This is a genomic window from Thermostichus sp. MS-CIW-15 (genome assembly GCF_054060575.1).
Genome location: NZ_JBSSDI010000004.1, coordinates 40,555 through 61,894, shown reverse-complemented (window position 1 = coordinate 61,894; position 21,340 = coordinate 40,555). Strand labels below are relative to the sequence as shown.

General features: G+C 60.1%; 22 protein-coding genes, 1 tRNA gene and 2 pseudogenes. 12 read left to right on the top strand and 13 right to left on the bottom strand.

From position 1 onward, the window contains the following. Nucleotides 1-82: 82 nt before the first annotated feature. Nucleotides 83-619 carry a thioredoxin domain-containing protein gene (locus ACVW0R_RS02415; RefSeq protein WP_011429613.1) on the top strand — a complete coding sequence of 179 codons (537 nt, stop codon included), beginning with the start codon at nt 83-85 and terminating at the stop codon, nt 617-619. Nucleotides 620-862: 243 nt separating this feature from the next. Here the strand turns inward: ACVW0R_RS02415 and aroQ are convergent, their stop codons facing one another. Both aroQ and ACVW0R_RS02405 read right to left on the bottom strand, forming a co-directional pair. Then, a complete protein-coding gene (aroQ, locus tag ACVW0R_RS02410) occupies nt 863-1,366 on the bottom strand; it encodes a type II 3-dehydroquinate dehydratase (protein ID WP_011429612.1) in 504 nt (167 codons plus the stop codon). A 208-nt stretch (nt 1,367-1,574) separates the two neighbouring features. Next, nucleotides 1,575-1,724: a hypothetical protein gene (locus ACVW0R_RS02405; RefSeq protein ID WP_011429610.1), complete on the bottom strand. Its 150-nt coding sequence runs from the start codon at nt 1,722-1,724 to the stop codon at nt 1,575-1,577. A gap of 169 nt (nt 1,725-1,893) precedes the next feature. Here ACVW0R_RS02405 and ACVW0R_RS02400 point away from each other — a divergent pair, with 169 nt between their 5' ends. After that, nucleotides 1,894-3,108 (top strand): Era-like GTP-binding protein, encoded by a 1,215-nt coding sequence (locus tag ACVW0R_RS02400; protein WP_011429608.1) that lies wholly within the window; start codon nt 1,894-1,896, stop codon nt 3,106-3,108. On the opposite strand, the gene lipA is transcribed toward ACVW0R_RS02400, so the two are convergent. Both lipA and ACVW0R_RS02390 read right to left on the bottom strand, forming a co-directional pair. Further along, nucleotides 3,105-3,977, bottom strand: a complete 873-nt coding sequence (lipA, locus tag ACVW0R_RS02395; RefSeq protein ID WP_011429607.1) for a lipoyl synthase — start codon at nt 3,975-3,977, stop codon at nt 3,105-3,107. The two genes, ACVW0R_RS02400 and lipA, sit on opposite strands and share 4 nt — an antisense overlap. A 78-nt stretch (nt 3,978-4,055) precedes the next feature. Then, nucleotides 4,056-4,553 carry a DUF4079 domain-containing protein gene (locus tag ACVW0R_RS02390; RefSeq protein WP_011429606.1) on the bottom strand — a complete coding sequence of 166 codons (498 nt, stop codon included), beginning with the start codon at nt 4,551-4,553 and terminating at the stop codon, nt 4,056-4,058. Nucleotides 4,554-5,119: 566 nt separating this feature from the next. Between ACVW0R_RS02390 and ACVW0R_RS02385 the strand changes: the two genes are divergently transcribed. Further along, nucleotides 5,120-6,331 carry an argininosuccinate synthase gene (locus ACVW0R_RS02385; protein WP_011429604.1) on the top strand — a complete coding sequence of 404 codons (1,212 nt, stop codon included), beginning with the start codon at nt 5,120-5,122 and terminating at the stop codon, nt 6,329-6,331. A gap of 140 nt (nt 6,332-6,471) precedes the next feature. Here the strand turns inward: ACVW0R_RS02385 and ahcY are convergent, their stop codons facing one another. Continuing rightward, nucleotides 6,472-7,752 (bottom strand): adenosylhomocysteinase, encoded by a 1,281-nt coding sequence (gene ahcY, locus ACVW0R_RS02380; protein ID WP_457501581.1) that lies wholly within the window; start codon nt 7,750-7,752, stop codon nt 6,472-6,474. A gap of 110 nt (nt 7,753-7,862) precedes the next feature. Here ahcY and ruvX point away from each other — a divergent pair, with 110 nt between their 5' ends. Further along, nucleotides 7,863-8,342 (top strand): Holliday junction resolvase RuvX, encoded by a 480-nt coding sequence (gene ruvX / locus ACVW0R_RS02375; protein ID WP_011429602.1) that lies wholly within the window; start codon nt 7,863-7,865, stop codon nt 8,340-8,342. On the opposite strand, the gene ACVW0R_RS02370 is transcribed toward ruvX, so the two are convergent. Together ACVW0R_RS02370 and ACVW0R_RS02365 are read right to left on the bottom strand one after the other, a co-directional pair. Next, on the bottom strand, nt 8,309-8,677 hold the full coding sequence (locus tag ACVW0R_RS02370; RefSeq protein ID WP_049749715.1) for a YraN family protein: 369 nt from the start codon (nt 8,675-8,677) through the stop codon (nt 8,309-8,311). The genes ruvX and ACVW0R_RS02370 overlap by 34 nt on opposite strands. Before the next feature lie 94 nt (nt 8,678-8,771). Next, entirely contained in the window at nt 8,772-8,894 is a 123-nt protein-coding gene (locus ACVW0R_RS02365; RefSeq protein ID WP_041438124.1) for a hypothetical protein, read from the bottom strand. A gap of 386 nt (nt 8,895-9,280) precedes the next feature. On the opposite strand from ACVW0R_RS02365, the gene ACVW0R_RS02360 reads away from it, so the two are divergent. Continuing rightward, entirely contained in the window at nt 9,281-9,904 is a 624-nt protein-coding gene (locus tag ACVW0R_RS02360) for a TMEM165/GDT1 family protein (protein ID WP_011429572.1), read from the top strand. A 230-nt stretch (nt 9,905-10,134) separates the two neighbouring features. On the opposite strand, the gene ACVW0R_RS02355 is transcribed toward ACVW0R_RS02360, so the two are convergent. From ACVW0R_RS02355 to ACVW0R_RS02340, 4 genes and pseudogenes are all read right to left on the bottom strand, one after another. After that, nucleotides 10,135-10,836: an MgtC/SapB family protein gene (locus ACVW0R_RS02355; protein WP_011429571.1), complete on the bottom strand. Its 702-nt coding sequence runs from the start codon at nt 10,834-10,836 to the stop codon at nt 10,135-10,137. A 34-nt stretch (nt 10,837-10,870) separates the two neighbouring features. Then, nucleotides 10,871-11,068: a DUF7219 family protein gene (locus ACVW0R_RS02350; RefSeq protein ID WP_099812376.1), complete on the bottom strand. Its 198-nt coding sequence runs from the start codon at nt 11,066-11,068 to the stop codon at nt 10,871-10,873. Between the two features lie 104 nt (nt 11,069-11,172). After that, nucleotides 11,173-12,552, bottom strand: a complete 1,380-nt coding sequence (gene mgtE, locus ACVW0R_RS02345; protein ID WP_457501580.1) for a magnesium transporter — start codon at nt 12,550-12,552, stop codon at nt 11,173-11,175. A gap of 1,054 nt (nt 12,553-13,606) precedes the next feature. Then, a pseudogene (locus ACVW0R_RS02340) lies at nt 13,607-13,738 on the bottom strand (IS200/IS605 family transposase); the annotation flags it as partial. A 545-nt stretch (nt 13,739-14,283) separates the two neighbouring features. Between ACVW0R_RS02340 and ACVW0R_RS02335 the strand changes: the two are divergent. The 3 genes from ACVW0R_RS02335 to ACVW0R_RS02325 all read left to right on the top strand — a co-directional run bounded on the left by ACVW0R_RS02335 (nt 14,284) and on the right by ACVW0R_RS02325 (nt 16,189). Further along, nucleotides 14,284-14,907: an HD domain-containing protein gene (locus tag ACVW0R_RS02335; protein WP_011429568.1), complete on the top strand. Its 624-nt coding sequence runs from the start codon at nt 14,284-14,286 to the stop codon at nt 14,905-14,907. A 70-nt stretch (nt 14,908-14,977) separates the two neighbouring features. After that, entirely contained in the window at nt 14,978-15,415 is a 438-nt protein-coding gene (locus tag ACVW0R_RS02330) for a peroxiredoxin (protein ID WP_011429567.1), read from the top strand. Nucleotides 15,416-15,454: 39 nt separating this feature from the next. Next, on the top strand, nt 15,455-16,189 hold the full coding sequence (locus ACVW0R_RS02325; protein ID WP_457501579.1) for a D-alanyl-D-alanine carboxypeptidase family protein: 735 nt from the start codon (nt 15,455-15,457) through the stop codon (nt 16,187-16,189). 48 nt (nt 16,190-16,237) lie between these two features. Here the strand turns inward: ACVW0R_RS02325 and ACVW0R_RS02320 are convergent. Beyond that, nucleotides 16,238-16,309 (bottom strand) — tRNA-Gly (locus ACVW0R_RS02320). A 139-nt stretch (nt 16,310-16,448) separates the two neighbouring features. On the opposite strand from ACVW0R_RS02320, the gene zds reads away from it, so the two are divergent. The 4 genes from zds (at nt 16,449) to ACVW0R_RS02300 (ending at nt 20,760) form a co-directional block, all read left to right on the top strand. Next, entirely contained in the window at nt 16,449-17,900 is a 1,452-nt protein-coding gene (gene zds, locus ACVW0R_RS02315; RefSeq protein ID WP_457501578.1) for a 9,9'-di-cis-zeta-carotene desaturase, read from the top strand. Between the two features lie 131 nt (nt 17,901-18,031). Next, the gene (locus ACVW0R_RS02310) at nt 18,032-18,979 is read left to right on the top strand and encodes a sugar phosphate nucleotidyltransferase (RefSeq protein WP_011429563.1); all 948 of its coding nucleotides are present in this window, start codon (nt 18,032-18,034) and stop codon (nt 18,977-18,979) included. A 49-nt stretch (nt 18,980-19,028) separates the two neighbouring features. Further along, entirely contained in the window at nt 19,029-19,739 is a 711-nt protein-coding gene (locus ACVW0R_RS02305) for a class I SAM-dependent methyltransferase (protein WP_011429562.1), read from the top strand. A 130-nt stretch (nt 19,740-19,869) separates the two neighbouring features. Further along, nucleotides 19,870-20,760: a CPBP family intramembrane glutamic endopeptidase gene (locus ACVW0R_RS02300; protein WP_414389892.1), complete on the top strand. Its 891-nt coding sequence runs from the start codon at nt 19,870-19,872 to the stop codon at nt 20,758-20,760. On the opposite strand, the pseudogene ACVW0R_RS02295 reads toward ACVW0R_RS02300, so the two are convergent. Next, nucleotides 20,730-21,136, bottom strand: a pseudogene (locus ACVW0R_RS02295) (zinc ribbon domain-containing protein); the annotation flags it as partial. The gene ACVW0R_RS02300 and the pseudogene ACVW0R_RS02295 sit on opposite strands and share 31 nt — an antisense overlap. Between the last annotated feature and the right edge of the window lie 204 nt (nt 21,137-21,340).

Below are 21,340 nucleotides of genomic sequence, written 5' to 3'. Positions count from 1 at the left end.
CAGAACCTAGTTGGCCCACTGCGGAGCGAGGGGGATGTTAGAACGGGGAAGGCGGAACACCAGATGGCGGAGTGATGGAGCTATGAAGGAAGACTGGGCAAAACGGTTGCGCAACAGTTTAGTTGCCGTGGTGGCCGTGCTCCTGGCGGCAGGCTTGTTTTTAGCCAATCAAGCTCGTCAGGCTGGCACCAGCTTGGCTGACTTGGCTGCAGAGGCAGTGTCCTGGGAGGAAGCGCAGGCCAACGGCAAGCCTTCTCTGGTGGAGTTTTACGCCGATTGGTGCACCACCTGCCGAGCGATGGCACCTCTCCTGGCCAGCCTGAAGAAAGAATTTGCCGATCAGGTGAACTTCGTCATGCTGAACGTGGACAACCCCAAGTGGCTGCCGGAGTTGAGCCGCTACCGGGTGAACGGGATCCCTCACTTTCTCTTTTTGGATGGTCAAGGGGAAGTGCTGGGATTTGCCATCGGAGAGCAGCCTGCCGCCATTTTGCGGGGCAATGTGTTGGCTCTGGCAACTGGGCAGCCCCTGCAGTTGACCAATGCCGGACAGGTGTCTGAGTTGGATCGGGGCAGGCCTGTCCTCCCGCATCAGGCGGATCCGCGCAGCCATGGATAGAGACCTAGGAGCTCCCAGTTGTCGGGCTTGAGGCTCCCAACTGTCCCTCTAAGCCGCCCACTGGTCTTGCCAGTTAACCGCTCCCTGAGTTGCGCCCGCCCCCCTCTCCCACGCCGCTGAGGACGGATGTTCTCCACCGGGAAAACCAGCGCCTACCTCTTCCAGGTGGGGGAGTCCCCGCGGTTGAGGATCGCCAAGCAGCGACTGTCTCGGCAGGGTCGAGGTAAGGCCAAACTTCTTCGGTTAGGCTTGGGCAGCCTGCAGCCGCAGGTGCTGAACTAGAGCCTGTAGGCCCAATAGGTAGCTGTGGGCTCCAAATCCACTGATTTGGCCGATGGCTACAGCAGCAATGTAGGAGTGTTGCCGGAAAGGTTCGCGGCGATAGATATTGCTCAGGTGAACTTCCACCGTGGGCAGCCCTACGGCAGCAATGGCATCCCGCAGAGCGATGCTGGTGTGGGTGTAGGCGCCAGGGTTGATGAGGATGCCGGAGTGCTGCTGGCGAGCCCGGTGAATGGCATCGACCAACACCCCCTCATGGTTAGACTGCAGGATCTCCAGCTTTGCCCCAAGAACTTCTGCCTGCTGGTGGAGCGCCCGATCGATCTGTTCTAAGGACACCGAGCCGTAGATGCCTACTTCTCGCACCCCCAGCAAGTTGAGGTTGGGGCCGTGCAGAACCAGAAGGCTTAGGAGCTCGCCAGCGGAAGCAATGGCAGTCGGATTAACGACGACGATGGGATCCATTTTCTACGGGAATGGGAGCAGGTTGGGGCTGAGGACTTCCCAGAAGAGTATCAATCACACGTTCCACCCATTCGCGGATCTTTTCGAGAACTTTTTCTACCCAATCCATCCGACCTGCCTCGTAGGAGTTACAGAGCCATCAACGGAGCTTGACCAATGGATCTCCATGATAGCGCTTTTTCCCGACAAGCGTGGAAATGCCATCGGACTAGTAAAGGGCGCTCAGGAGCACGATATCCACGACCAGGAGGGCACCTGCAAAGGCCAGCAGGCTGCGCACAATTTGACGCTCTTGTTTGGAGCGATGGGATCCGCCAAGGCGGAGCCAGCGGAGAGAGTTGGGGAGGCGGTACAGCATAGCAACAGTCGATGGGATCCTAACTTAGGAGCGCCAATGCCCCAAGGTGATCATGCCCCATTCTGTGAGCTTCGGATCCCGGCGGACTTCCCCACGCTGGGGGGGAATACCAGCGTGGCTATGGGGACCAATTCCTTTTAGAGTGGGGGTTAGGCCATTTTTGTTGTCGATGACCACTCCTCTAACTCAAGCCGAAACCGTTTTTCAGCGTTGCTGGGATCACTGGCAAGCTCTGGCCAGCCGTCAGGATCTGCAGCCGGAGTTCAAAGCTTTATCCACTCTGCGCAAGCGTCTTGTCACTCGGGTGTTTTCCATTGCGGTGTTTGGTCTGGTCAACCGCGGCAAGTCGGCTGTCTTGAACGCCCTGACCGGCGAGGCCCGCTTGGAGGTAGGGCCCCTCAACGGGGTGACGCAACAGCCGCAATCGCTGCTGTGGCAGCCGGGGCCGGGGATCCCTTGGCAGGTACGGTTCATCGATACGCCCGGCTTGAACGAGATCAACGGAGAAGCCCGCGAACAGTTGGCCTGGGAGGTGGCCCGCGCCGCCGACTTGATCCTGTTTGTCATCGCCGCAGACCTGACCCAGTTGGAGTACCAGGCTCTGTTGGAGCTGCGCACCCTGCACAAGCCCATCCTGCTGGTGTTGAACAAGTGCGATCTCTATTCGGAAGCCGAGTTGCAGGCCATTCGCGCCCAGATCAGCCGCCACTTGGGCTGGGTGTTGCCGCAGGAGATCTTGACGGTGGCCGCCCGTCCCAAGCCCACTAAGGTGCGCACCCACTGGCCAGATGGCCGCATCACCTTGGAATGGGAGCGGCCCGCACCCCAGATCGAGGCCCTGCGAGGGCGCATTGTGGAAATTTTGCAGGCAGAGGCGGGATCCCTCTTGGCCCTCAATGTGCTGAAGCGGCTGGAGCACCTCCAGGCCCAGCTCTGGCAAAAGCAGTGGCAGCACCACGCCCGCTTTGTCGAGCAATGGGGCACGGCCTGCGCCCTCGGCAAGGGGATCGCGGTGGGCTTGGCGCCACTGGGGCTAGATCTGCTGTTGGCGCCGCTACTGGATGGGCTGTGGCTGTTGGGCCTGGGAATGCGGCTGCGCCTGCCCTGGGGATCCTTACGGGAGGCGCTGGGATCCGCCCAGGAGGGGCTGTGGCGACTGCTGCTGCTCAATGGGGCGCTGCTGCTTTTGGCCGAGGGGGTGAGCTCTTGGCTGTGGGGAGGCTGGAGCAACAGCCTCTTGCCGGGTCTGGTGGCGGGGGCGAGTTTGTACCGCTTGGGATCCCTGGCGCCACGGGTGTTGCTCCGGTTTGCCCCAGAGGGGTTCGGCCTAGGGGCCCTCTTGCGGGATCTCATCAGCAGCCAAGAGCTGGCTGAAAAGGCCTAGGGTTCCTCTTCCCGGCCATCCTGAGCCATTTCGGCGGCGTGGTAGGAGCTGCGCACCAGGGGCCCAGAGCGCACCTGGCGAAACCCCATCTGGAGGGCAATCTGGCCCAGCTCGACAAACTCCTCCGGCGTCCAGTAGCGCTGCACCGGGCGATGGGCCAGGGAAGGCTGCAGATACTGCCCCAGGGTGAGCCGGTCACAGCCTACCGCCAGCAGATCTCGAAAGGTTTCCAGCACTTCTGCGCGGGTCTCGCCGTGCCCCAGCATCAGGCCGGACTTGGTGGGCAGGCCGGGATCCAGCTCCTTCACCGTTCGCAAAACCCGCAACGACAGGTCGTAGCCAGAGCTGCGCCGCACCGCCTGCGACAGCCGGCGCACCGTTTCGATGTTGTGGTTGTAGCAGGTCGGTCGGGCCGCCACCACACGGGCAATGCAGTCGCGCTCCCCGCGAAAATCGGGGGTGAGCACCTCGATCTGGATCCCAGGGCAGCGCCGCCGAATCGCTTCCATCACCTCCACGAAGCGGCCGGATCCCTGGTCGGGCAGGTCGTCGCGAGCTACCGAGGTGAGCACCACATAGCGGAGCCCCAGCAGCTCAACGGCCTCAGCCACCTTTTCCGGCTCCTGCGGATCCAACGGCGCGGGCCGCCCGCTAGCCACCTGACAAAAGGAACAGGCGCGGGTACAGATCCCGCCCATCAGCAGGAAGGTGGCAGTCTTTTGGCTGTAGCATTCGGCCCGATTGGGACAGCGCCCCTCTTCGCAGATGGTGTGCAGGCCCCGCTGCTTGATCACCTGCTGCACTGCCGAGATATCGCTGGCCTTGCCGATAGAGCGCTTGACCCAACTGGGAAGAGAGCTAACAGGCATGGGAGGACGAGAAAGAAGAGATAGCGTCCATTGTGGCATGGACGCCTTCCAGATCGATCGCCCTTGGCCGGAAAAGGGCTAGGCCACCTGAGGAGAGGTTAGCATCTGGTTGACGATGCGCTGCACAATTTGAAAGCCAGTCGCCGCCTGCCAGCCCAGGATCCCCAAAATCACCAAATTCAGCAGGAGGTGGACATTGCGAGCCCAGGCCTTTTGGCCATCCTTCATCAGGGGCGCCAAAGCCGCAGAGCTAGCCACCAAGGCCACAATGCCCAATCCCGCCAGCAAGTGGGGGCCAACAAACAGCTTGCCGTTGTTGAGGTAGGTCACCCCCATGCCGCCCAGGGCCCCGAACACCATCAACAGCAAGAACAGGGATCCCGCAAGAAAGTGCCGCTGGCCAAACTTACCCTTGACGAGTTCTTTGCGCTCTTGTGCAGAAGCAGTGCGCAGCCGTCGCACCTGCAGGCCCAGGTAAAGAGCGTAGAGAGCTAGGGCAAAGGCGAAAATCATCAGCACAGGGTGAAAGAAGGGCAAAGCCAGCTTCAGCCATTGGGGAAGTTGAATGCTGTTCATAGGGATTGCGCAACGAAGAGGAGGCTGCCCCTAAATTAACACAAATTTAAAAAACTTCTGTCGCGGCACGGGCGCGTGTGGACTCCGGGAGTGGGAGCCCTATCTGCATCAGATGCTGGTAGAAATGGATTTGCCATTGGCAGCGGGCCAGATGATGGGCTTTGCGACTTGGGTAACGCTGCGGATCCCAATTCCAGTAGCAGTCTTCCAACCAGTCTTGCAAGAAGCCATCCCCAATTTCAGGGTAAGCAGTTGGAGCCTTGATCAGGAGGGGCTTTGTGGCGCTTTTCGGTAACCGTGGATCCCTTTTAGCTTTTTTCCGGTAGCTCGATTGCTGTTGCCTTTTCGGCCTTGCTGCCTGCCCTCTGGGCTTGGGTCGAGGGTGGAAACCGTCCTTGCGCACAAGGCGTTCTTCCTCCCTCCGTAAGCCTGGCCGAGGAGGGATCCCTTGGCGCGCCCCGATACCGTGATGTCTCCCCTTCGTCCGCTGCCACCCCCCGCCTCAAGATCCAAGCCACAGGGCATAATGGGCTAGCAACTTCTTTTGAACAGGGATCCGCAGCAGCATGGGACGGGCAAAGAAAGTGGTATTGGCCTATTCGGGGGGCGTCGATACTTCCGTCTGCATCCCCTATCTCAAGCACGAGTGGGGGGTGGAATCGGTGGTCACCCTGGCGGTGGACTTGGGTCAGGGGGCGGAGCTGGAGGCCATTCAAGCCAAGGCCCTGAGGGCCGGGGCCGAGCAATCCCTGGTGCGGGAGGCCGTCCAGACCCTGATTGCCGACTACGCCTTCCCCGCTATCCAGGCCAATGCCCTCTACGAGCAGCGCTACCCTCTCTCCACTGCCCTGGCCCGGCCCCTGATCGCCCAGCTGTTGGTGGAGGTGGCCGAAGAGGTGGGCGCCGACGCCGTGGCCCACGGCTGCACCGGCAAGGGCAATGACCAAGTCCGCTTCGACCTGGCCATCGCCGCCTTGAACCCCAAGCTCAAGGTGCTGGCCCCGGCGCGCGAGTGGGGCATGACCCGCGAGGAGACCATCGCCTACGGCGAGCGCTACGGCATCCCTATGCCAGTACAAAAATCCAGCCCCTACAGCATCGACCTCAACATCCTGGGCCGCAGCGTCGAAGCCGGGATCCTGGAGGACGCCGACCAAGAGCCGCCGGAGGAAGTCTACGCCCTCACCCGCTCTATTGCTCAAACCCCCGACGAGCCCGCCTACGTGGAGATCGCCTTTGAAGAGGGGATCCCGGTGGAGCTGGACGGGCAGCGCCTCGGCCCCAGAGCCCTCTTCGAGCGGCTCAACGCCTTGGCCGGCAGCCACGGTGTCGGTCGCATCGACATGATCGAGGATCGGCTGGTGGGGATCAAGTCGCGCGAGATCTACGAGTGCCCGGCCCTAACGGTGTTGATCCAGGCCCACCGCGAGCTGGAGAGCCTCACCCTCACTCGCGAGGTCCTCCACTACAAGTACGGCATCGAGACCACCTACAGCCAGTTGGTCTACAACGGCCTCTGGTACTCGCCGCTGCGGGAGGCCCTGGACGCCTTCATCCGCACCACCCAAAAAAGCGTTACCGGCGTGGTGCGGATGCGCCTGCACAAGGGCCAGGCGGTCTGCGTGGGCCGCCGCTCCCCTTACTCCCTCTACAACGCGGAGCTGGCCACCTACGGGGAAGGGGATCAATTCGACCACCGGGCTGCCGAAGGCTTCATCTACATCTGGGGCCTGCCTACCCGCACTTGGGCGCAGGTGCACCGCGGCAGTGGTGCTTGAACTCTACCGCCAGGCAATTTGTCCATCCGGGGTGCTGGTCAACCGGCTAGCCTGCTGGGGGGGAGGTGTCAAGCCGCTTGCCTGCTGGCACGACGGCGCAGGTGGGCCAGGTTTGCCACCGCGGAGGTGAGGGGCTCTCTCTAGGTTCCTGCCGTCCAGGTGTTGCCGTACTCGATCTGCTCCGGGGTAGGGCTGTCGATGGAGATCCCCATGGCTTTGAGCTTGAGGCGGGCGATGGCCTCGTCGATCTCTGCCGGAATGGGGTGCAGCCCTGGCGCCAGGCGGCCACGGTTTTTCACCAGGTACTCGCAGGCCAGGGCCTGGTTGGCAAAGCTCATGTCCATGACGCTGGCGGGATGGCCTTCGGCGGCAGCCAGGTTGATCAGCCGGCCCTCTCCCAGGACGAACACCGATTTGCCCGACTGGAGACGGTATTCTTCCACAAAGGGGCGCACCGTCTGCCGGGAAACCGTCCGCTCTTGCAGCGCCACCAGGTCGATCTCGATGTCGAAGTGGCCGGCGTTACAGACCATCGCCCCATCTTTCATACGGTCGAAGTGCTCGCCGCGGATGACGTGCTTGTTGCCGGTGACGGTGATGAACAGATCCCCCAGGGAAGCGGCCTCGGCCATGGGCATAACCCGAAAGCCGTCCATCACCGCCTCCAGGGCCCGCACCGGGTTGACCTCGGTCACGATTACCTGGGATCCCATGCCGCGGGCCCGCATCGCCACCCCCTTGGCGCACCAGCCGTAGCCGGCCACCACCACCGTTTTTCCGGCCAGAAGAATGTTGGTACAGCGCAGGATGCCGTCCAGGGTGGATTGGCCGGTGCCGTAGCGGTTGTCGAACAGGTGCTTGGTCTCGGCATCGTTGACGGTCATCACCGGGAAGCTGAGCACCCCCGCCTTAGACATGGCCCGCAGGCGCACCAGGCCGGTGGTGGTCTCTTCCGTGGTGCCGATGATCTCCGGGAGCTGCTCCTGGCGATGCTGCACCAGCTCCGCCGTCACATCGCCGCCGTCGTCGATGATCAAGTTGGGACGGTGATCCAAGGCAATTTGCACATGGCGGCGGTAGGTTTCCACATCTTCCCCCTTGATGGCAAAGACCGAGATGCCGTAGTCGGCCACCAGGCTGGCGGCCACATCGTCTTGGGTGGAGAGGGGGTTGCTGGCGATGAGGACGCTCTCCGCTCCCCCTGCCTGCAGCGCCAAGGCCAGATTGGCCGTCTCGGTGGTGACATGGCAGCAGGCCACCAGGCGCAGGCCGGCCAGGGGCTTTTCTTGGGCAAAGCGCTCCCGGATCTGGGCCAGCACCGGCATCTCCCGCGCCGCCCACTGGATCCGTTGCCTGCCCAGAGAGGCGAGGCCCAGGTCTTTAACTTCGTGCTTGGGGAGAGACAGGGTGGCGCTGGTCATCGAGAAGGCTCCAAAGAGAGTTGTCGAAAAAGGATAGAGGTTCAGCCGAGCTACACGGCCAGAGAGAGGGAGTTTCAGGCCGTTACAATGTCGGCAAGAGGGACAAACAGATGTCAACAGACCTGAACTATTCTGCCACAAGGGATCCCTTTTCGGCGCTGGGGCTGGACGTGGGCAACCGCCGCATCGGCGTGGCCGGCTCCGACGGGCTGGGGCTGCTGGCCACGGGGCTGGGGGTGATCCGGCGCCGTTCCCTGCCGGAAGATATCGCCCAAGTGCAGGCGTGGATCCGCCGCCGCCAAGCCACCGTGGTGGTGGTCGGGATCCCGCTTTTGGCGGATGGATCGGTGGGATCCCAGGCCCGCAAGGTGCAGCGGTTTGTGCGGGCGCTGCAGGCGGCCGTGGATTTGCCGGTGGTTACGGTCAACGAGTACCTGAGCACCGTACAGGCGGAGTGGGATCTGCGCCAGGCCGGGATCCCGGCTAAGGCCCAGAAAGCGCTTATCGACCAGCAGTCGGCGGCAGTGATTCTCCAAACTTGGCTGGACGAGCGGCGCTATTCCCAGAGCTCAAAAGCGCCCTGCAGATAGTCTGCCAAGGCGTAGCTCACCCCTTCCTTGCCCGGTCGCTGTTCCACCAGCGCGACATCAAAGCGACAAGCTAGTTCAGCAAGATCAGGGTGCTGGCTCAAGAAAGCTTGGGCGGCCCGGATTAGGCGCTGCTGCTTTTGGATCCCAACCGCCAAAAGCCCCTTTTGATCCCAGCCCTGGCCACTGCGGGTTTTCACTTCCACAAAAATCAACTCCCCTGCCCTAGAGGCCACCAGATCCAGCTCTCCCCAACGACAGCGCCACTGTTGCGCCAGGATCTGCCAGCCTTGCTCCTCCAGGTACTGCCGCACACAAGCTTCGCCAGCCTCGCCCATGTTTTGGAGAGAAGTTCGCTTGGGCAAGGGATCCCCAGCCTACCTAGATACAAACTCCTCGAAGGAACTATTCAGAATCGCTCCCCCCTTGGCCCTAGTGGGCAGAGCCGTTGCCGTGATATTTATCGGTGTCGTAAAAGCCGTTGCGGGTGCCGAAGTAAAAACTTGCCAAAGAGAGGGCAAAAGCAACCCCCACCAAGACTAGCTTTGCATCCACGTGGCCTTCTCCTGATTTCCTCCTGAACCGTAACCATGATAGCCTGTCTCTCCTGCATAGCCCTCTTGTGGGAAGCAGCATCAACATCGGCAAGGCAGGGATCCCAAAGGCCTACGGGCGCGAACGGAGAGCTTTCCTGGATGAGCTGAGCATGCTACCATTCAGGCTAGAAAGGGAGTAGTCAGGCGGCTTACCGCCCTCTGCATCGACATACTGGCTAAAAGCAGCCCGGTGCCAGAGACAAGGCAAGCCCATCGTCTTGCCTTGGTGACGAGACTTTCACTGAGTTCACGCGGAGGTGAGCTTGGTGAGTCCGTCTGACTTTCCCAGCCTTCGCCTCCAGGTGTGAACCGATTCTGCACACAAGAGAGGTTGGAGGCTAAACGATGTGGGCCGGTTTTGCGTCCAGTTTGTTGTTGGTCACAGTAGCTGAGTTTGGGGATAAGACCTTTTTTACCCCCCTGATTCTGGCTATGCGGCACCCACGCCGCTGGGTCTTCTTGGGAACGTGGCTGGCTTTGGCCGCGATGACCTTGCTGGCTGTGGTGGCCGGGAAAGTGCTTTTTGAGCTGCTGCCACCCCTGGGCGTGCGAGTGCTATCGGCTGGAGTTTTCGCGGCTTTTGGGCTAAGAATGCTCTGGCAAGCTTACCAAATGACTCCCCAGCAGGAGAAGGAAGAAGAGGAAGAAGCCCTCAGGCTGGTGGAGCAAGCCGAAGCAAAAGGCGCTGGCCGCGGCGGGGCTTGGGCTGTTGTGTGGGAGGCCTTTAGCCTGACCGCCTTGGCCGAGTTCGGGGACAAAACCCAGATTGCCACCGTTTCTTTGGCAGCCACCCACCCGGGATTGAGTGTCTGGGCAGGGGCCACCCTCGGCCATGGGCTGATGGTGGGGTTGGCGGTGGTGGGCGGTCGCTTCTTAGCAGCCCACATCTCTGAACGGGCCGTGCATTGGGTGGGGGGCGGCTTGTTTCTGCTGTTTGCGTTGGTAACCAGTTGGGAATTGTTAGGATAAACAACTGTAGTTATTTCAAAGAGCAATGAAACAGCTCGTTGCGTCAGTGGAGCCGAGCACTGGAGGAGCGTCTTAATCGGGTTTGAAACAACCATACCCGTAGGAGCTGCTCCCGCTTGGACTGCAAAATCTCCTCTCGCTTCATGGCGCGAAGGTCCGCTCTTTGTTGAGCTGGGCACATTCTGCCTTTTGGCTGCAGAACTCCCATGAAGTCGGAAAAAAAGTTCGGATTATCCAAATTCCTGTTCGATAATTCGCCATCTGGCAGTAATCACTCCTGGCTCCAGGCTGAGGCGGCTGACGACAAGTTCTAGAGCCTGGTCGTCGCGGGTTTGGGTGACCAGCTCCGCTTCAACTTTGACCAGGTCGGGTTTGTCTTCTAGGTCTTCGCTGTAGAGGGCTCGCAATTTGAGATGGGTGGGCGCTATGCCCTGCAGCAGCAGGGCGCGCAGGTGGGCTTCCGCATGGCTTTTGCAGATAAATGAACACTCATAGACCAGTTCCAGCTCCGTGCCTTTGAGGGGCTGTTGGTTGATGCGGTAGCCCAGGGGGCGCAGCAGAATGTTGGCGATCAACACGGCTCCTGCCCCAATGGTGGCTTGGGGAATGTACCCTGATCCGGCAAAAGCCCCTACGGCTGCTGCACACCAGATGGTGGCAGCGGTGTTCAAGCCGCGCACGCTGGCCCCCTCTTTGAGGATCACGCCCCCGGCCAAAAAGCCGATCCCCGACACCACCTGGGCGGCAATGCGAGTTGGACTGCTTTCATCAGGGGTGAGCACTGAGAGCATGACAAACAAGGCTGCGCCAGTGGCCACCAAGGTGTTGGTGCGCAGGCCGGCCATGCGCTGCCGCCACTGGCGCTCCAGCCCGATAAGGGATCCCAAGATAAAGGCAACCGTTAGGCGGAAGGTGAAGTCAATCCAGGTCATAGGGCATGCTCCAGTTGCCGTGGAGGAGTGAGGGCTAGCCGGCCACATCTGGGATCCCCAGGGCTTTGGCCTCCTGTTCCAGAGCCTGCCAGAGGGTTTCCAGTTGAGCAAAGGCCACTTCTGGGGCCAGCTTACCACCCGTTTCTAAAGCGCAGGTTATGCTGACTCGATGGGCGTAGCGCTGCAGCAGCAACCGGAACTGAGCTGTGGTGGAAGGAGCTTTCAAAGTCATGGCACACCTCCTGAACGAATAATCGGATTCAATCTGAATCCAGCTCCCCCAGGCCGGGGGTAGCCTGGGAGCCAAAGTTGGACTGCAAGGCGAAGAGAGCAGCCTCAGAACTCGACTTCAACGCCGACCAGCCAAGCTACCAAGGTGAAATACACCCAGAGGCCGGTGAAATCTTTGATGGTAGTGATGAAAGGGTCTGCTCCGGGAGCGTGGTCAAAGCCCAGCTTTAACATCACCCAGGGCAAAATGGCGCCCAAGATAGCCCCCAAAGTGAGGACAATGGCCAGAGCCAAGCCCACCGCTAGACCCAATTGTGGGATCCCATTCGGTGCCCCCTGCCAGAAGTAGGCAATCACCCCAGCCGCAACTCCTAGGATCCCGCCAATAATGGCGCCGATGCTGGCTTCCCGCAGCAAATAGGGGAGAAACTGCCGCACGTTGATGTGGCCCCAAGCCAAGCCACGGGCAAAGATGGTCGTAGATTGGGTGCCGACATTACCGCCCATATCCATGACCAAGGGGATGAAAATAGCCGCTGCCGTCACCGCCTCCAACACTTCCTCAAAGGTTTGGATCACTCCCCCCACCACCATGCCGCCAATCAAGGTGATGATTAAAAACGTGATGCGCAGGCGGACGGCATACCAACGGGAGCCTTTAACCAGGCGCTCGCTCCAAACCTTGTCTCGGCTGAGCAAGTTGCCCACCCCTGCTTGGGCCAGAGCGGCGTCGGTGGCTTCTTCTTCCACCAAGTTGATGACATCTTCAAAGGTGATATCTCCCACCAAGCGCCCTTCCGTATCCACCACCGGAATGGCCGGCAAGCCGGAATCTTTGAGCAAACGGGCTGCCTGGAGATCCCGGTCGGTAACCCGAGCAAAAATATCCGATCCCTCAATCAGCTCCCGAATGGGCAAATCCGGATCTGCTTTCACGAGGCGCACGGTGCGAACCAGACCTTTGTAGAACCGCTGGTCATCGACCACAAAGATCACATCCAGCTCGTCATCCCCCAGTTGGGAGTCGCGCACACTGGCCAAAGCTGCCCCGACGGTGAGGGTATCGCGCACCGCCAAGTAGCGCAGGTTCATCAGCCGACCGGCACTGCGCTCCGGGTAGTTCAGCAGGATATTCACGGCTTCGCGGGCTTCTGGGCTGAGGTTGGCGATCAGCCGCTTGGTAACTTTGGCCGGCAGCTCCTCAAACAGGCGCACCCGCTCGTCTGGGGGTAATGCTTCCACCAGCCGGATCACCTCTGGGTTTTCCATGCTGCGGATGAGATCGGCCTGTTCTTCAGGCCGCAAATACTCAAATACCGCCATGGCCTTGTCTTTTTCCAGCAACCGAAAAGCCAGTACCCGCTGCCGCGGAGAAATCTCCATCAACTGCTGCACCAGCTCGGCAATAGGGGCGCGGTTGGCCGCTCGCTTGGCGGCTTCCAAAGAGGCAGGAGAGAGAAGATCGCGAAGAATGTTTTGCTGCATAACAAACCTCCGAAGGTTGGAGTCAGCCGGATAAAAGACCCGGAGGGCAACGACCAACCCCTGCTCCGAGGCTCATGGGAGCCCTGAAGCTGAACGCCTCTCAACGTCTTAGGCCCGACTCGACGCCCACAAGCCCAAGTCGATAAAAGGGAATCCAAAGGGCTCCCCCTGGCCCACGAACAACAAATACAAAACCCAAGGCTAGGGGAAGTCCCCTTTGAAGCACTCCTGCTTTTCCCTTTTCCGATGCTCAGGTCGAGCTCTGCTCAGCCCATCTGTTCGTCGCCGACCGAGAGAGCCACCCAAGCCAGAAGCTATTTGAGAAAGCTCTCCTGTCCCTTCGCGTTGGCGAAACGGGATCCTCTCAAGCGACGACTGAGGCTGTCAGCGGGAAAATGGAAGGCACCAGGAAGGCGCAGATCTCCAAGGACTTGAGCTCCTAAGAGCGATCTCAGCTGGCCGGTGCTACAACTGCCAGAAGCGTCCATGTTGTTGAACGTTTTCCTCCGAAAGAGTTGAACCGGAACAACCCGGACAGCCCGAAGAGGATCTCTTCAGCCCTTTTTAGGCTAGTTGCAGGAAGGGGATCCCGTCAACCTTTTTCTGGCATATTCGGTGAACGATCAGCGGAGCAGATGGGGAGTTAAGATCGGGGTAAGCGAACAAGAGAGCACAACCTCTTCCGGGTTCTGCTCGCAGCCTGACTGAGTAGAGTCCCCATCCTGGCAGCTTGTGACCTTGGGAAAACGCTGCCCTATGCTGCCTGTGTTTTTAAGAGGCTCACCCCAATGAGCTGCGCGGAGTGGATCAGCTCTTTCCAGCCTCTACAGGTGCCGCTGCCCATGAGCCTATGGCCACCCTTCCCCTGGTTTCTGTGATCTTGGGTACGCGGCCCGCAGCCATCGAGCTGGCTCCGGTGATCCAGGCCCTGCGGGCCAGTCCCCACCTGCACACAAAAGGATAGCTTGGTAGCCCCGCACTTGAGTGCAGGGCGGAAAAGCCCGCTAGCCACTTTAGTCGCTTACCCATGATGGGGGTCGTTGATATAGTTTCATAGCTCAAACAACCTCTTCCTGACTTCTCCTACCAAGACCTTTTTCCTTCTCTTTGGCCAAAAAATGAGATAAACAACCGCTAGCCCCACAGCATGGTTGTAGTGATTGTACCGTTGACTTTCCTCTCGCATTATCGCTTACTCATGTCAGACTGTAGTTATCATACTGCTCATCAACAATGATGGAGTACGGCTGTCAGCAGGTTCGAGTCAAGAACAGGGAGCTAGTCCCCCTATTAGAGTTGTGTCAACAGTCTAATAAGCAACTGTGCTCTGTACGATGCGAGACAAGTCTATTTCAAAACGAAGCGATGGGCAAGCTATGGTGAGCTTTGTGATGAGATGGCCAGAACCCAAAACAAGCACTTTATCGCAATGTATGTTTCCGCCGCACAACAGACGTGTAAGTCTGTAGCTGAGGCACTCAGTAGCTCTAAGAAAAAGCTGAGGCTCTCCTGGCAAGAAGGAATGAGTTTAAGACCAAACCTGCCGCGCTACCGTAAGAAGGGGATGTTCTCAGTAGCATACCCGAAAAAGTGGCTTAAGTTCCAAGAAGCAAAAGTCAGAGTGCCGCTCGGCAACCAGGTCAAAGCTTGGTTTGGAATAGACGCTTTCTGGATACGATTTCCTACCAATACCAATCCCCTCAACTGCCAACCTCGACCGGAGAGATACCTATGTCTACCCAGTTGACGCCGCGGTTTGCCGAGGCCATGCGCTACGCCTACCGCTGGCATGCCGCTCAAACCCGCAAGGGAACAAGGATCCCCTACCTCAGCCACCTGCTGGCGGTGGCGTCCATCGCCCTGGAGCATGGCGCCGACGAAGATGAGGCCATTGCTGCCCTCCTCCACGACAGCCTGGAGGATGGCCCCCGCTACAGCGGCGAGCCGCGGGCTCAGATTGAACGGGAGCTGCGGGAGCACTTCGGAGAACGGGTGCTGCAGATCGTCCTGGGATGCACGGACACCGACAGCGATAGCTCCCTGGGCGAGCCCAAAGAAGACTGGAAAGAGCGCAAAGTGGCCTATCTCAAGCACTTGGAAACCGCAGATGCCTCGGTTTTGCTGGTGGCCGCCTCCGACAAGCTGCACAACGTCCGCTGCATCCTACGCGACTTTCGCCAACTGGGGGATCAGCTCTGGGAGCGCTTCTCCGGCGGCAAAGAGGGATCCCTGTGGTACTACCGGTCGCTGGCGGAGATCCTGGGGCGACGGCTGCCTTCTAGGCTGGCAGTGGAGTTCCAAGAGCTGGTGGTCGAGTTGCAACGGGCAGCCGGGTCGGGGCCGGCAACAGCTTGACAGAGACGACCAGGGCTGAAGAAAATGCTGAGGGCAGCTTTCTCTCTTGCACTCTTCAGGTCACCTGTCTATGGTTCTCGCTGTTGGCACCGTTGCTCCAGGGTTCAACACGACCGACACCCACGGCAACCAAGTTTCTCTGGCTGATTTTACCGGGAAAACCGTTGTCCTCTACTTTTACCCTAAAGACGACACCCCTGGCTGCACCAAAGAGGCCTGCGGCTTCCGCGACGCCTACGCTGATTATCAAAGCAAAAACGTGGTGGTGTTGGGGGTGAGCATGGACGACCAGGCCTCTCACCAAAAGTTTGCCGAGAAGTACAACTTGCCTTTCCCTCTGCTGGTGGATACCAGTGGGGTGATCGCCCGCGCCTACGATGTGGATGGAGGCGGCTACGCCAAGCGGGTGACCTACGTCATCGACGCCGAGGGCAAAATTGCCAAGGTCTATCAGAACATCAACACCGAAACCCACGCCCGCGATATTTTGGCCGACTTGGGTTTGTAAAATCTCTTCGGTTCCTCTCTGAGATCCCAGCCCTTGCGCATGAACGACGACATTCCGGTTGCGCGTCGCCAGCCATCTGGTGCGGAAAAAGCGCAAGGTTCCTCAGCTTCGTGGGGCCTGTGGCTGGGCGTAGGGCTGGCCATAGTTGGCTTGCTGCTCTGGATGGCGTGGTGGCTGGAGAGATTGGCGGGATCCCCAGCAGATTCCCCAGTCCTCGAAAAAGCCGGTCAGCCCCCTCTGGCGCAGCCAACTGAGCAGAATGAGCGGGTCTGGCTGCTGGGGCACTATGCCTATTCCGAGGCCCCCGCAGATAGCCTACGGGTGGTGGGCAGCTACCACGGTCGAGAGGTGCGCCTGCGCCAGGCGGCTGCCGAGAGCTACCTGCGCATGAGTGAAGCAGCCCAAGCCGACGGGATCCGCCTTGTCCCTATCTCTGGGTTTCGCTCGATAGCGGAGCAGGAGTTTTTGTTTTTTCAACTGGCCCAATCGCGAGCCTTGCGACCGGAAGAACGGGCTGCGCTCAGCGCTCCCCCCGGCTACAGCGAGCACCACACCGGCTACGCCATTGATATTGGCGATGCCCAGTTTCCTCAGTGGGACACTCAAGAAGCCTTTGAGACCACCCCTGCCTTCCGGTGGCTGGAGAGAAATGCCGCCCGTTTTGGCTTTGAGCTGTCTTTCCCCAGAAACAATCCGCAGGGGGTGAACTACGAACCTTGGCACTGGCGCTTTGTGGGCGACCGCCACAGCCTGGAGACCTTCTACAAGCGCTAACACCTCCCCTCTCCCCTTGGGAGAGGGGACGGGGGTGAGGGATCGAAAAGCGGATGACGCGATTCGAACGCGCGACCGTCTCGTTGGCAACGAGAAGCTCTACCACTGAGCTACATCCGCATCGGACATCTATCATGGCAAGTTTTGCGGTCGTTTGTCAAGCCAGGGATCCCTGGCGCATTTTGTTCCAGAATGAGAGAAGTTTATCTTTCTTTGCAGTTGCCTCAGCCTTTGGCTGAGCTCATTTGAGGGGATCACGATGCGGGTAGCCATTATCGGGGCCGGGTTGGCCGGCTTGGTCACAGGGGTGGATTTGGTGGAAGCGGGGCACCAGGTGCAGATCTACGAGGCGCGGCCCTTTGTGGGCGGCAAGGTGGGCTCCTGGCAGGATGCCGAGGGCAACCACATCGAGATGGGGCTGCACGTTTTTTTCTGCAACTACAGCAACCTGTTTGCCCTGATGAAGAAGGTGGGGGCCTACGAGAACCTGCTGCCCAAGCAACACACCCACACCTTTGTCAACCGCGGGGGGCAGGTGGCCAGCCTCGATTTTCGCTTCCCGCTAGGGGCGCCCTTCAACGGCCTCAAGGCTTTTTTTGCCACCGAGCAGCTCTCTTGGGCCGATAAGCTGCGCAACGCCCTGGCGCTGGGCACCAGCCCTCTGATTCGCGGCCTGCTGGACTACGAGGGGGCGATGCGGCAGATTCGCGCTTTGGATCGGATGAGCTTTGCCGAGTGGTTCCGCCGCCACGGGGGATCCGAGGCCAGCCTGAAGCGGATGTGGAACCCGATTGCCTATGCCCTGGGCTTCATCGATACGGAGCAGATTTCCGCCCGCTGCATGCTGACCATTTTTCAGATGTTTGCCAGCAAAACCGATGCCTCCAAGCTCAACCTCCTCAAGGGATCCCCGGACAACTACCTCACCCAGCCCATCGTCCGCTACCTGCAAGCCCGCGGCGGCCAGGTTTACACCCGCAGAGGGGTCAGCCGCATTGAAGTCAGCGACTCTCCTCCCTACGCAGTAACTGGTCTGGTCTTGGCCAATGGCGAGCGGGTGGAAGCGGATGTGTACGTGTGTGCAACAGCCGTGGAAGGGGCGAAACGGCTGATCCCCCAGGTGTGGCGGCAGTGGCCCCAGTTCGACAACCTCTACAAGCTGGAATCCGTACCCGTGGCAACGGTGCAATTGCGCTTCGACGGCTGGGTGACGGAGCTGAAGGGCCGGGCCAAACGCGCCGCTGACCACCCGCAGCCAGTTGGCATCGACAACCTCCTCTACACCCCCGATGCCGATTTCTCCTGCTTTGCCGATCTGGCTCTCACCAGCCCCGCCGACTACTACAAACCCGGCCAGGGATCCCTGCTGCAGTGTGTGCTCACGCCGGGGGATCCCTTCATCTCCATGTCCAACGAACAAATTGCCCGGCACGTGCTGCGCCAAGTGCACGAGCTGTTTCCTTCGTCGCGGCAACTGAACATGACCTGGTACAGCGTCGTCAAGCTGGCCCACTCCCTCTACCGAGAAGCGCCAGGCATGGATCCCTATCGCCCGCACCAGAAGACCCCCGTGCCCAACTTCTTCTTTGCCGGCAGCTACACCGCCCAAGACTATATCGACAGCATGGAAGGGGCTACCCTCTCCGGCCAGTTGGCTGCCCAGGCCATCCTGGCCGCCTGCCGGGATCCCCAGCCGTCGCCGCCAGCCTAGCGGGCCTTCGCTGCCCAGCAGAACAGCGGCAAAGGGGGGCTCTCCCTGCCTCTGGCCTCAGCCAGTTGGCTGTGGCAGGCTGGATCCTTTTCCCCTACCATCTAGGCTGGGAAAATGGGTTGGGGATAGCTATGCAGGCGGTGATTTTGGCAGGGGGGCAAGGAACTCGCTTACGGCCGCTGACCTTGTGGCAACCGAAGCCTCTGCTGCCGTTGCTAGAGGTGCCTTTTTTACACTGGCTGATCGGGCGCTGCCGCCGGGCCGGCCTGACGGACATTTTGCTCAGCGTGGGGTATCTGGGCAGACAGATCGAGGCGGCTCTGGGAGATGGCACTGCTTGGGGGGTAAAGCTCCGCTACGTCGTCGAGGAGACGCCGCTAGATACAGCGGGAGCTTTGGTGCTGGCCCAACCCTACTTCAGCGGGGATCCCTTAGTGGTCTTCAATGCCGATATCCTCACCGATCTGGATTTATTAGATTTGATACACTGCCACCTGCAGAGCGGGGCCGTCGCCACCCTCACCCTCGCCCAGGTGGAGGACGTCACCGCCTACGGCCTGGTGGAGGTAGGGGAAGGGGGCCGGATCCAATCCTTTCGGGAAAAGCCCACTGCTGCCGAAGCCCTCACCCTCACCACCAACACCATCAACGCTGGTACCTATGTCCTCGATCCGGCTATTTTCAAAGACTACCCCAGCGGGGATCCCCTCAGCTTCGAGCGGCGTATCTTCCCCGACTTGCTGCGGCAGGGGCGACGGCTGCAAGCCTACCTGCACACTGGCTACTGGCGGGATCTGGGCACGCCGGCCAGCTACTACCACGGCCAACTGGACATTCTCCTGAGCCGGATGAGGGATTTCCCTCTCGAGGATGTGGAAGAACGGGCGCCAGGGGTATGGGTTCACAAGACCGCCGAGATCCACCCTGACGTTCAATTGCACGCGCCCTGCTACATCGGCGCTTACACGCGCTTGGGCTCCCAAGCTCAAGTCCCCGCCGGCACCATCCTCGGCAGCTACAGTTGGGTCAATGGATCCCTGCAGCCGGGGGCCTATGGGCCGGGCCTCCTGGTAGTCTAGGTTAAAGGCCAGTTAAGCGCCCAAGCCTCCACAACAGAGCCGGCCAAAGATGGAGCTACCGCAAAGCGGGGAACGCTGGGATCCCTATCTTGCCGCCGTAGCCGCCCGCTTCAACCGGGAGCTGGAGGTGCAGTTGGGTCGGGCCAGTTGGCAGCTTCCCCCCGACCTGGAACAGTTGCCCTTTTGGCAAGCCCAAAAGCGGGATCACCTCCAGGAACGCCTGGGGATCCCCTTTTGGCAATTGCGCGCCCCCAAAAAGCGGGAAGCCTGCTTGGATCTGGGCTGTGGAGTGAGTTTCCTGACCTATCCCTGGAACGATTGGCAGGCCTACTTTTACGGCCATGAGCTGAGCGGGGGGATCGTGCGCTTTGTGCGCTCGCGGGCACCGCAGCTTAACTCCAAGCTGTTCAAGTCGATGCAGCAGGGATCCGCCCATCACCTGGAAAACTACGGGCCAGAGCAGTTCGATCTGGCCATTGCTACAGGATTTTTGTACTACTATCCGATAGACTACTTTGACGCGGTTTGGGCAGAACTGAGGCGGGTGTTGCGTCCGGCTGCGCCAGTGATTATCGAAGTGGTCAATCCTGAGTCGGTGTGGGCCGAACAGTGGGGGTTGATTGAGCTCTTCAAAGGCAGCGAGCCGATTCTCACGCCCCTACAGGAGTGGGAGCGGCGCATCGCCGACTTGGGGGGCAAAATCCAGAAACAGGCCAGTGGCGAGCTATTTACCACCTATTGGATTCAGCGCAAGCAGTGACCTCCTCTCCCTTTGAAGAGGGGGGCTTTCCCCTTCCACGAGGTAGCTTGCCCGGAGGATTGGCTTTCCAAAGTCGGTGCTCTCTCCCCCACCCTTATAAGATGGGAAAACTCCTACCTCTTACTTTTTTATGTCCAGATCCCCCGCCTTGCCGCCTGCCGAGCCGGGTTCAGCCGGATTTTCAGCGCTGAAGGCCCGCTATCTGCTGCTGGCTTTCCTGTCGATCAACGGGGGGGTGGGTCTGGGGGTTGTCGCTTTGGCCAGGCTGTTGCCTCTGCCCTCGGACGATCCGGTGCTGGCCTACGTTGTCTATTGCGTCACGTTTGTGCTCACTTGTATCTGGAGCTGGCAGCGCGGGCGACGAGCCCATTTGCAGATGAGGCGGCTGTGGGGCAACTGGCGAGCTGCGATTCCCTGGGGATCCCTGCTGCGGGTAGTGCCGGCTTTGGTTGTGCTCTCCATGGGCACCACTTTGCTGATGCTCTACTGGGTGTCGCTGTCTTTCCCGGAGCTGGCGGAGTCGATGCTGGACTCCCTGGGGGAAGAGGAGGGGGAGACAGCCTGGCCGCAGGTGTACCAGGGGTTGCGCTGGCTCTCGATTGCAGTGGTGGCCCCCATAACGGAGGAATGGCTGTTTCGCGGCATTTTGCTCCACCGCTGGAGCCTCAAGTGGGGGCTTGACAGAGGCCTGCTGGCTTCTTCCGTGGTCTTTGGCCTACTGCACCCTAACCCACTTGGGCTGACGGTGTTTGGCCTGGTGATGGGGCTGCTCTACCTGAAAGCACGCTCCTTGAGCTTACCCATCCTGGCCCATGCCTTGAACAATATCCTGGCTCTAGCGCTGGGATCCCTGGGAGGAGGGGTAGTGGAACAGGTGGATCCCATCGGGAGCTTTCACCTCTACTACAGCCTGTGCTGTCTAGTTTTGGCTGGGTTCATCGTGATCCCTTTCCTCCGCTGCCATTGGCCGGAACGGGGGGCTCACTTGCCCTATTTTGTAAATTGCCCGCACTCATGCTGACACATAGAGTGCAGGCTTTGGGTAGCCCTGCAGTTGGCAAGCCAACCAAGGGCCCCCCACACCCCCCGTGTACGGGGGGCAGGCCGGCTTACAGCAGCCCCCAAAACCGCAATCACATTGGCACCGTTAAAATCTGCCTCCCCTTCCCAGCCCCAGGCCGGGTTCACACAACGAAAACGCTTCCCTTCCTGCTGGCCAAGCCATAAACATCGGTGGCCGGTTTGCAAACTGTCGGCAGGCGGCACCACCACAACCTTGACCCCGGCCCCACTGCCTTGGAGTGCAGAAACTGCCTCAGTTGAGAAAACGCCCAACTGTTCGACCGCCAACGCTCTGTTTTGCTGCGCGGCTGTTGATTGACACGCTCCCGTATCCCCCGTGTACAGGAGGAAAAGGGCGGGCCTCCTGCCGTTTCTAGCTGAACTCCTAAGCGGCCTTGGCGTCGGTATCCCCAGACGGAAAGGACTTGAGGCGGGATCCCGCCAAGAATGTAAACGAAACGCCAAAAACTCTCACCCGATCCCTCGAAAAAGCTGGAGGGGTGGGGATATCCTGAAATAGGCAGCAACAGATCCGGTGC

Excerpts from the sequence above, each read along its gene's own strand:
- ACVW0R_RS02330 (WP_011429567.1), top strand. The coding sequence starts at position 14,978 with ATGGTTCTCGCTGTTGGCACCGTTGCTCCAGGGTTCAACACGACCGAC.
- ACVW0R_RS02325 (WP_457501579.1), top strand. The coding sequence starts at position 15,455 with ATGAACGACGACATTCCGGTTGCGCGTCGCCAGCCATCTGGTGCGGAA.
- ACVW0R_RS02310 (WP_011429563.1), top strand. The coding sequence starts at position 18,032 with ATGCAGGCGGTGATTTTGGCAGGGGGGCAAGGAACTCGCTTACGGCCG.
- ACVW0R_RS02415 (WP_011429613.1), top strand. The coding sequence starts at position 83 with ATGAAGGAAGACTGGGCAAAACGGTTGCGCAACAGTTTAGTTGCCGTG.
- ACVW0R_RS02305 (WP_011429562.1), top strand. The coding sequence starts at position 19,029 with ATGGAGCTACCGCAAAGCGGGGAACGCTGGGATCCCTATCTTGCCGCC.
- ACVW0R_RS02405 (WP_011429610.1), bottom strand. The coding sequence starts at position 1,724 with ATGCTGTACCGCCTCCCCAACTCTCTCCGCTGGCTCCGCCTTGGCGGA.
- ACVW0R_RS02370 (WP_049749715.1), bottom strand. The coding sequence starts at position 8,677 with ATGGGCGAGGCTGGCGAAGCTTGTGTGCGGCAGTACCTGGAGGAGCAA.
- ACVW0R_RS02355 (WP_011429571.1), bottom strand. The coding sequence starts at position 10,836 with ATGACCTGGATTGACTTCACCTTCCGCCTAACGGTTGCCTTTATCTTG.
- ACVW0R_RS02360 (WP_011429572.1), top strand. The coding sequence starts at position 9,281 with ATGTGGGCCGGTTTTGCGTCCAGTTTGTTGTTGGTCACAGTAGCTGAG.
- ACVW0R_RS02300 (WP_414389892.1), top strand. The coding sequence starts at position 19,870 with ATGTCCAGATCCCCCGCCTTGCCGCCTGCCGAGCCGGGTTCAGCCGGA.
- ACVW0R_RS02390 (WP_011429606.1), bottom strand. The coding sequence starts at position 4,553 with ATGAACAGCATTCAACTTCCCCAATGGCTGAAGCTGGCTTTGCCCTTC.
- ACVW0R_RS02350 (WP_099812376.1), bottom strand. The coding sequence starts at position 11,068 with ATGACTTTGAAAGCTCCTTCCACCACAGCTCAGTTCCGGTTGCTGCTG.
- ruvX (WP_011429602.1), top strand. The coding sequence starts at position 7,863 with ATGTCAACAGACCTGAACTATTCTGCCACAAGGGATCCCTTTTCGGCG.
- mgtE (WP_457501580.1), bottom strand. The coding sequence starts at position 12,552 with ATGCAGCAAAACATTCTTCGCGATCTTCTCTCTCCTGCCTCTTTGGAA.
- ACVW0R_RS02400 (WP_011429608.1), top strand. The coding sequence starts at position 1,894 with ATGACCACTCCTCTAACTCAAGCCGAAACCGTTTTTCAGCGTTGCTGG.
- zds (WP_457501578.1), top strand. The coding sequence starts at position 16,449 with ATGCGGGTAGCCATTATCGGGGCCGGGTTGGCCGGCTTGGTCACAGGG.
- aroQ (WP_011429612.1), bottom strand. The coding sequence starts at position 1,366 with ATGGATCCCATCGTCGTCGTTAATCCGACTGCCATTGCTTCCGCTGGC.
- ahcY (WP_457501581.1), bottom strand. The coding sequence starts at position 7,752 with ATGACCAGCGCCACCCTGTCTCTCCCCAAGCACGAAGTTAAAGACCTG.
- ACVW0R_RS02385 (WP_011429604.1), top strand. The coding sequence starts at position 5,120 with ATGGGACGGGCAAAGAAAGTGGTATTGGCCTATTCGGGGGGCGTCGAT.
- ACVW0R_RS02335 (WP_011429568.1), top strand. The coding sequence starts at position 14,284 with ATGTCTACCCAGTTGACGCCGCGGTTTGCCGAGGCCATGCGCTACGCC.
- lipA (WP_011429607.1), bottom strand. The coding sequence starts at position 3,977 with ATGCCTGTTAGCTCTCTTCCCAGTTGGGTCAAGCGCTCTATCGGCAAG.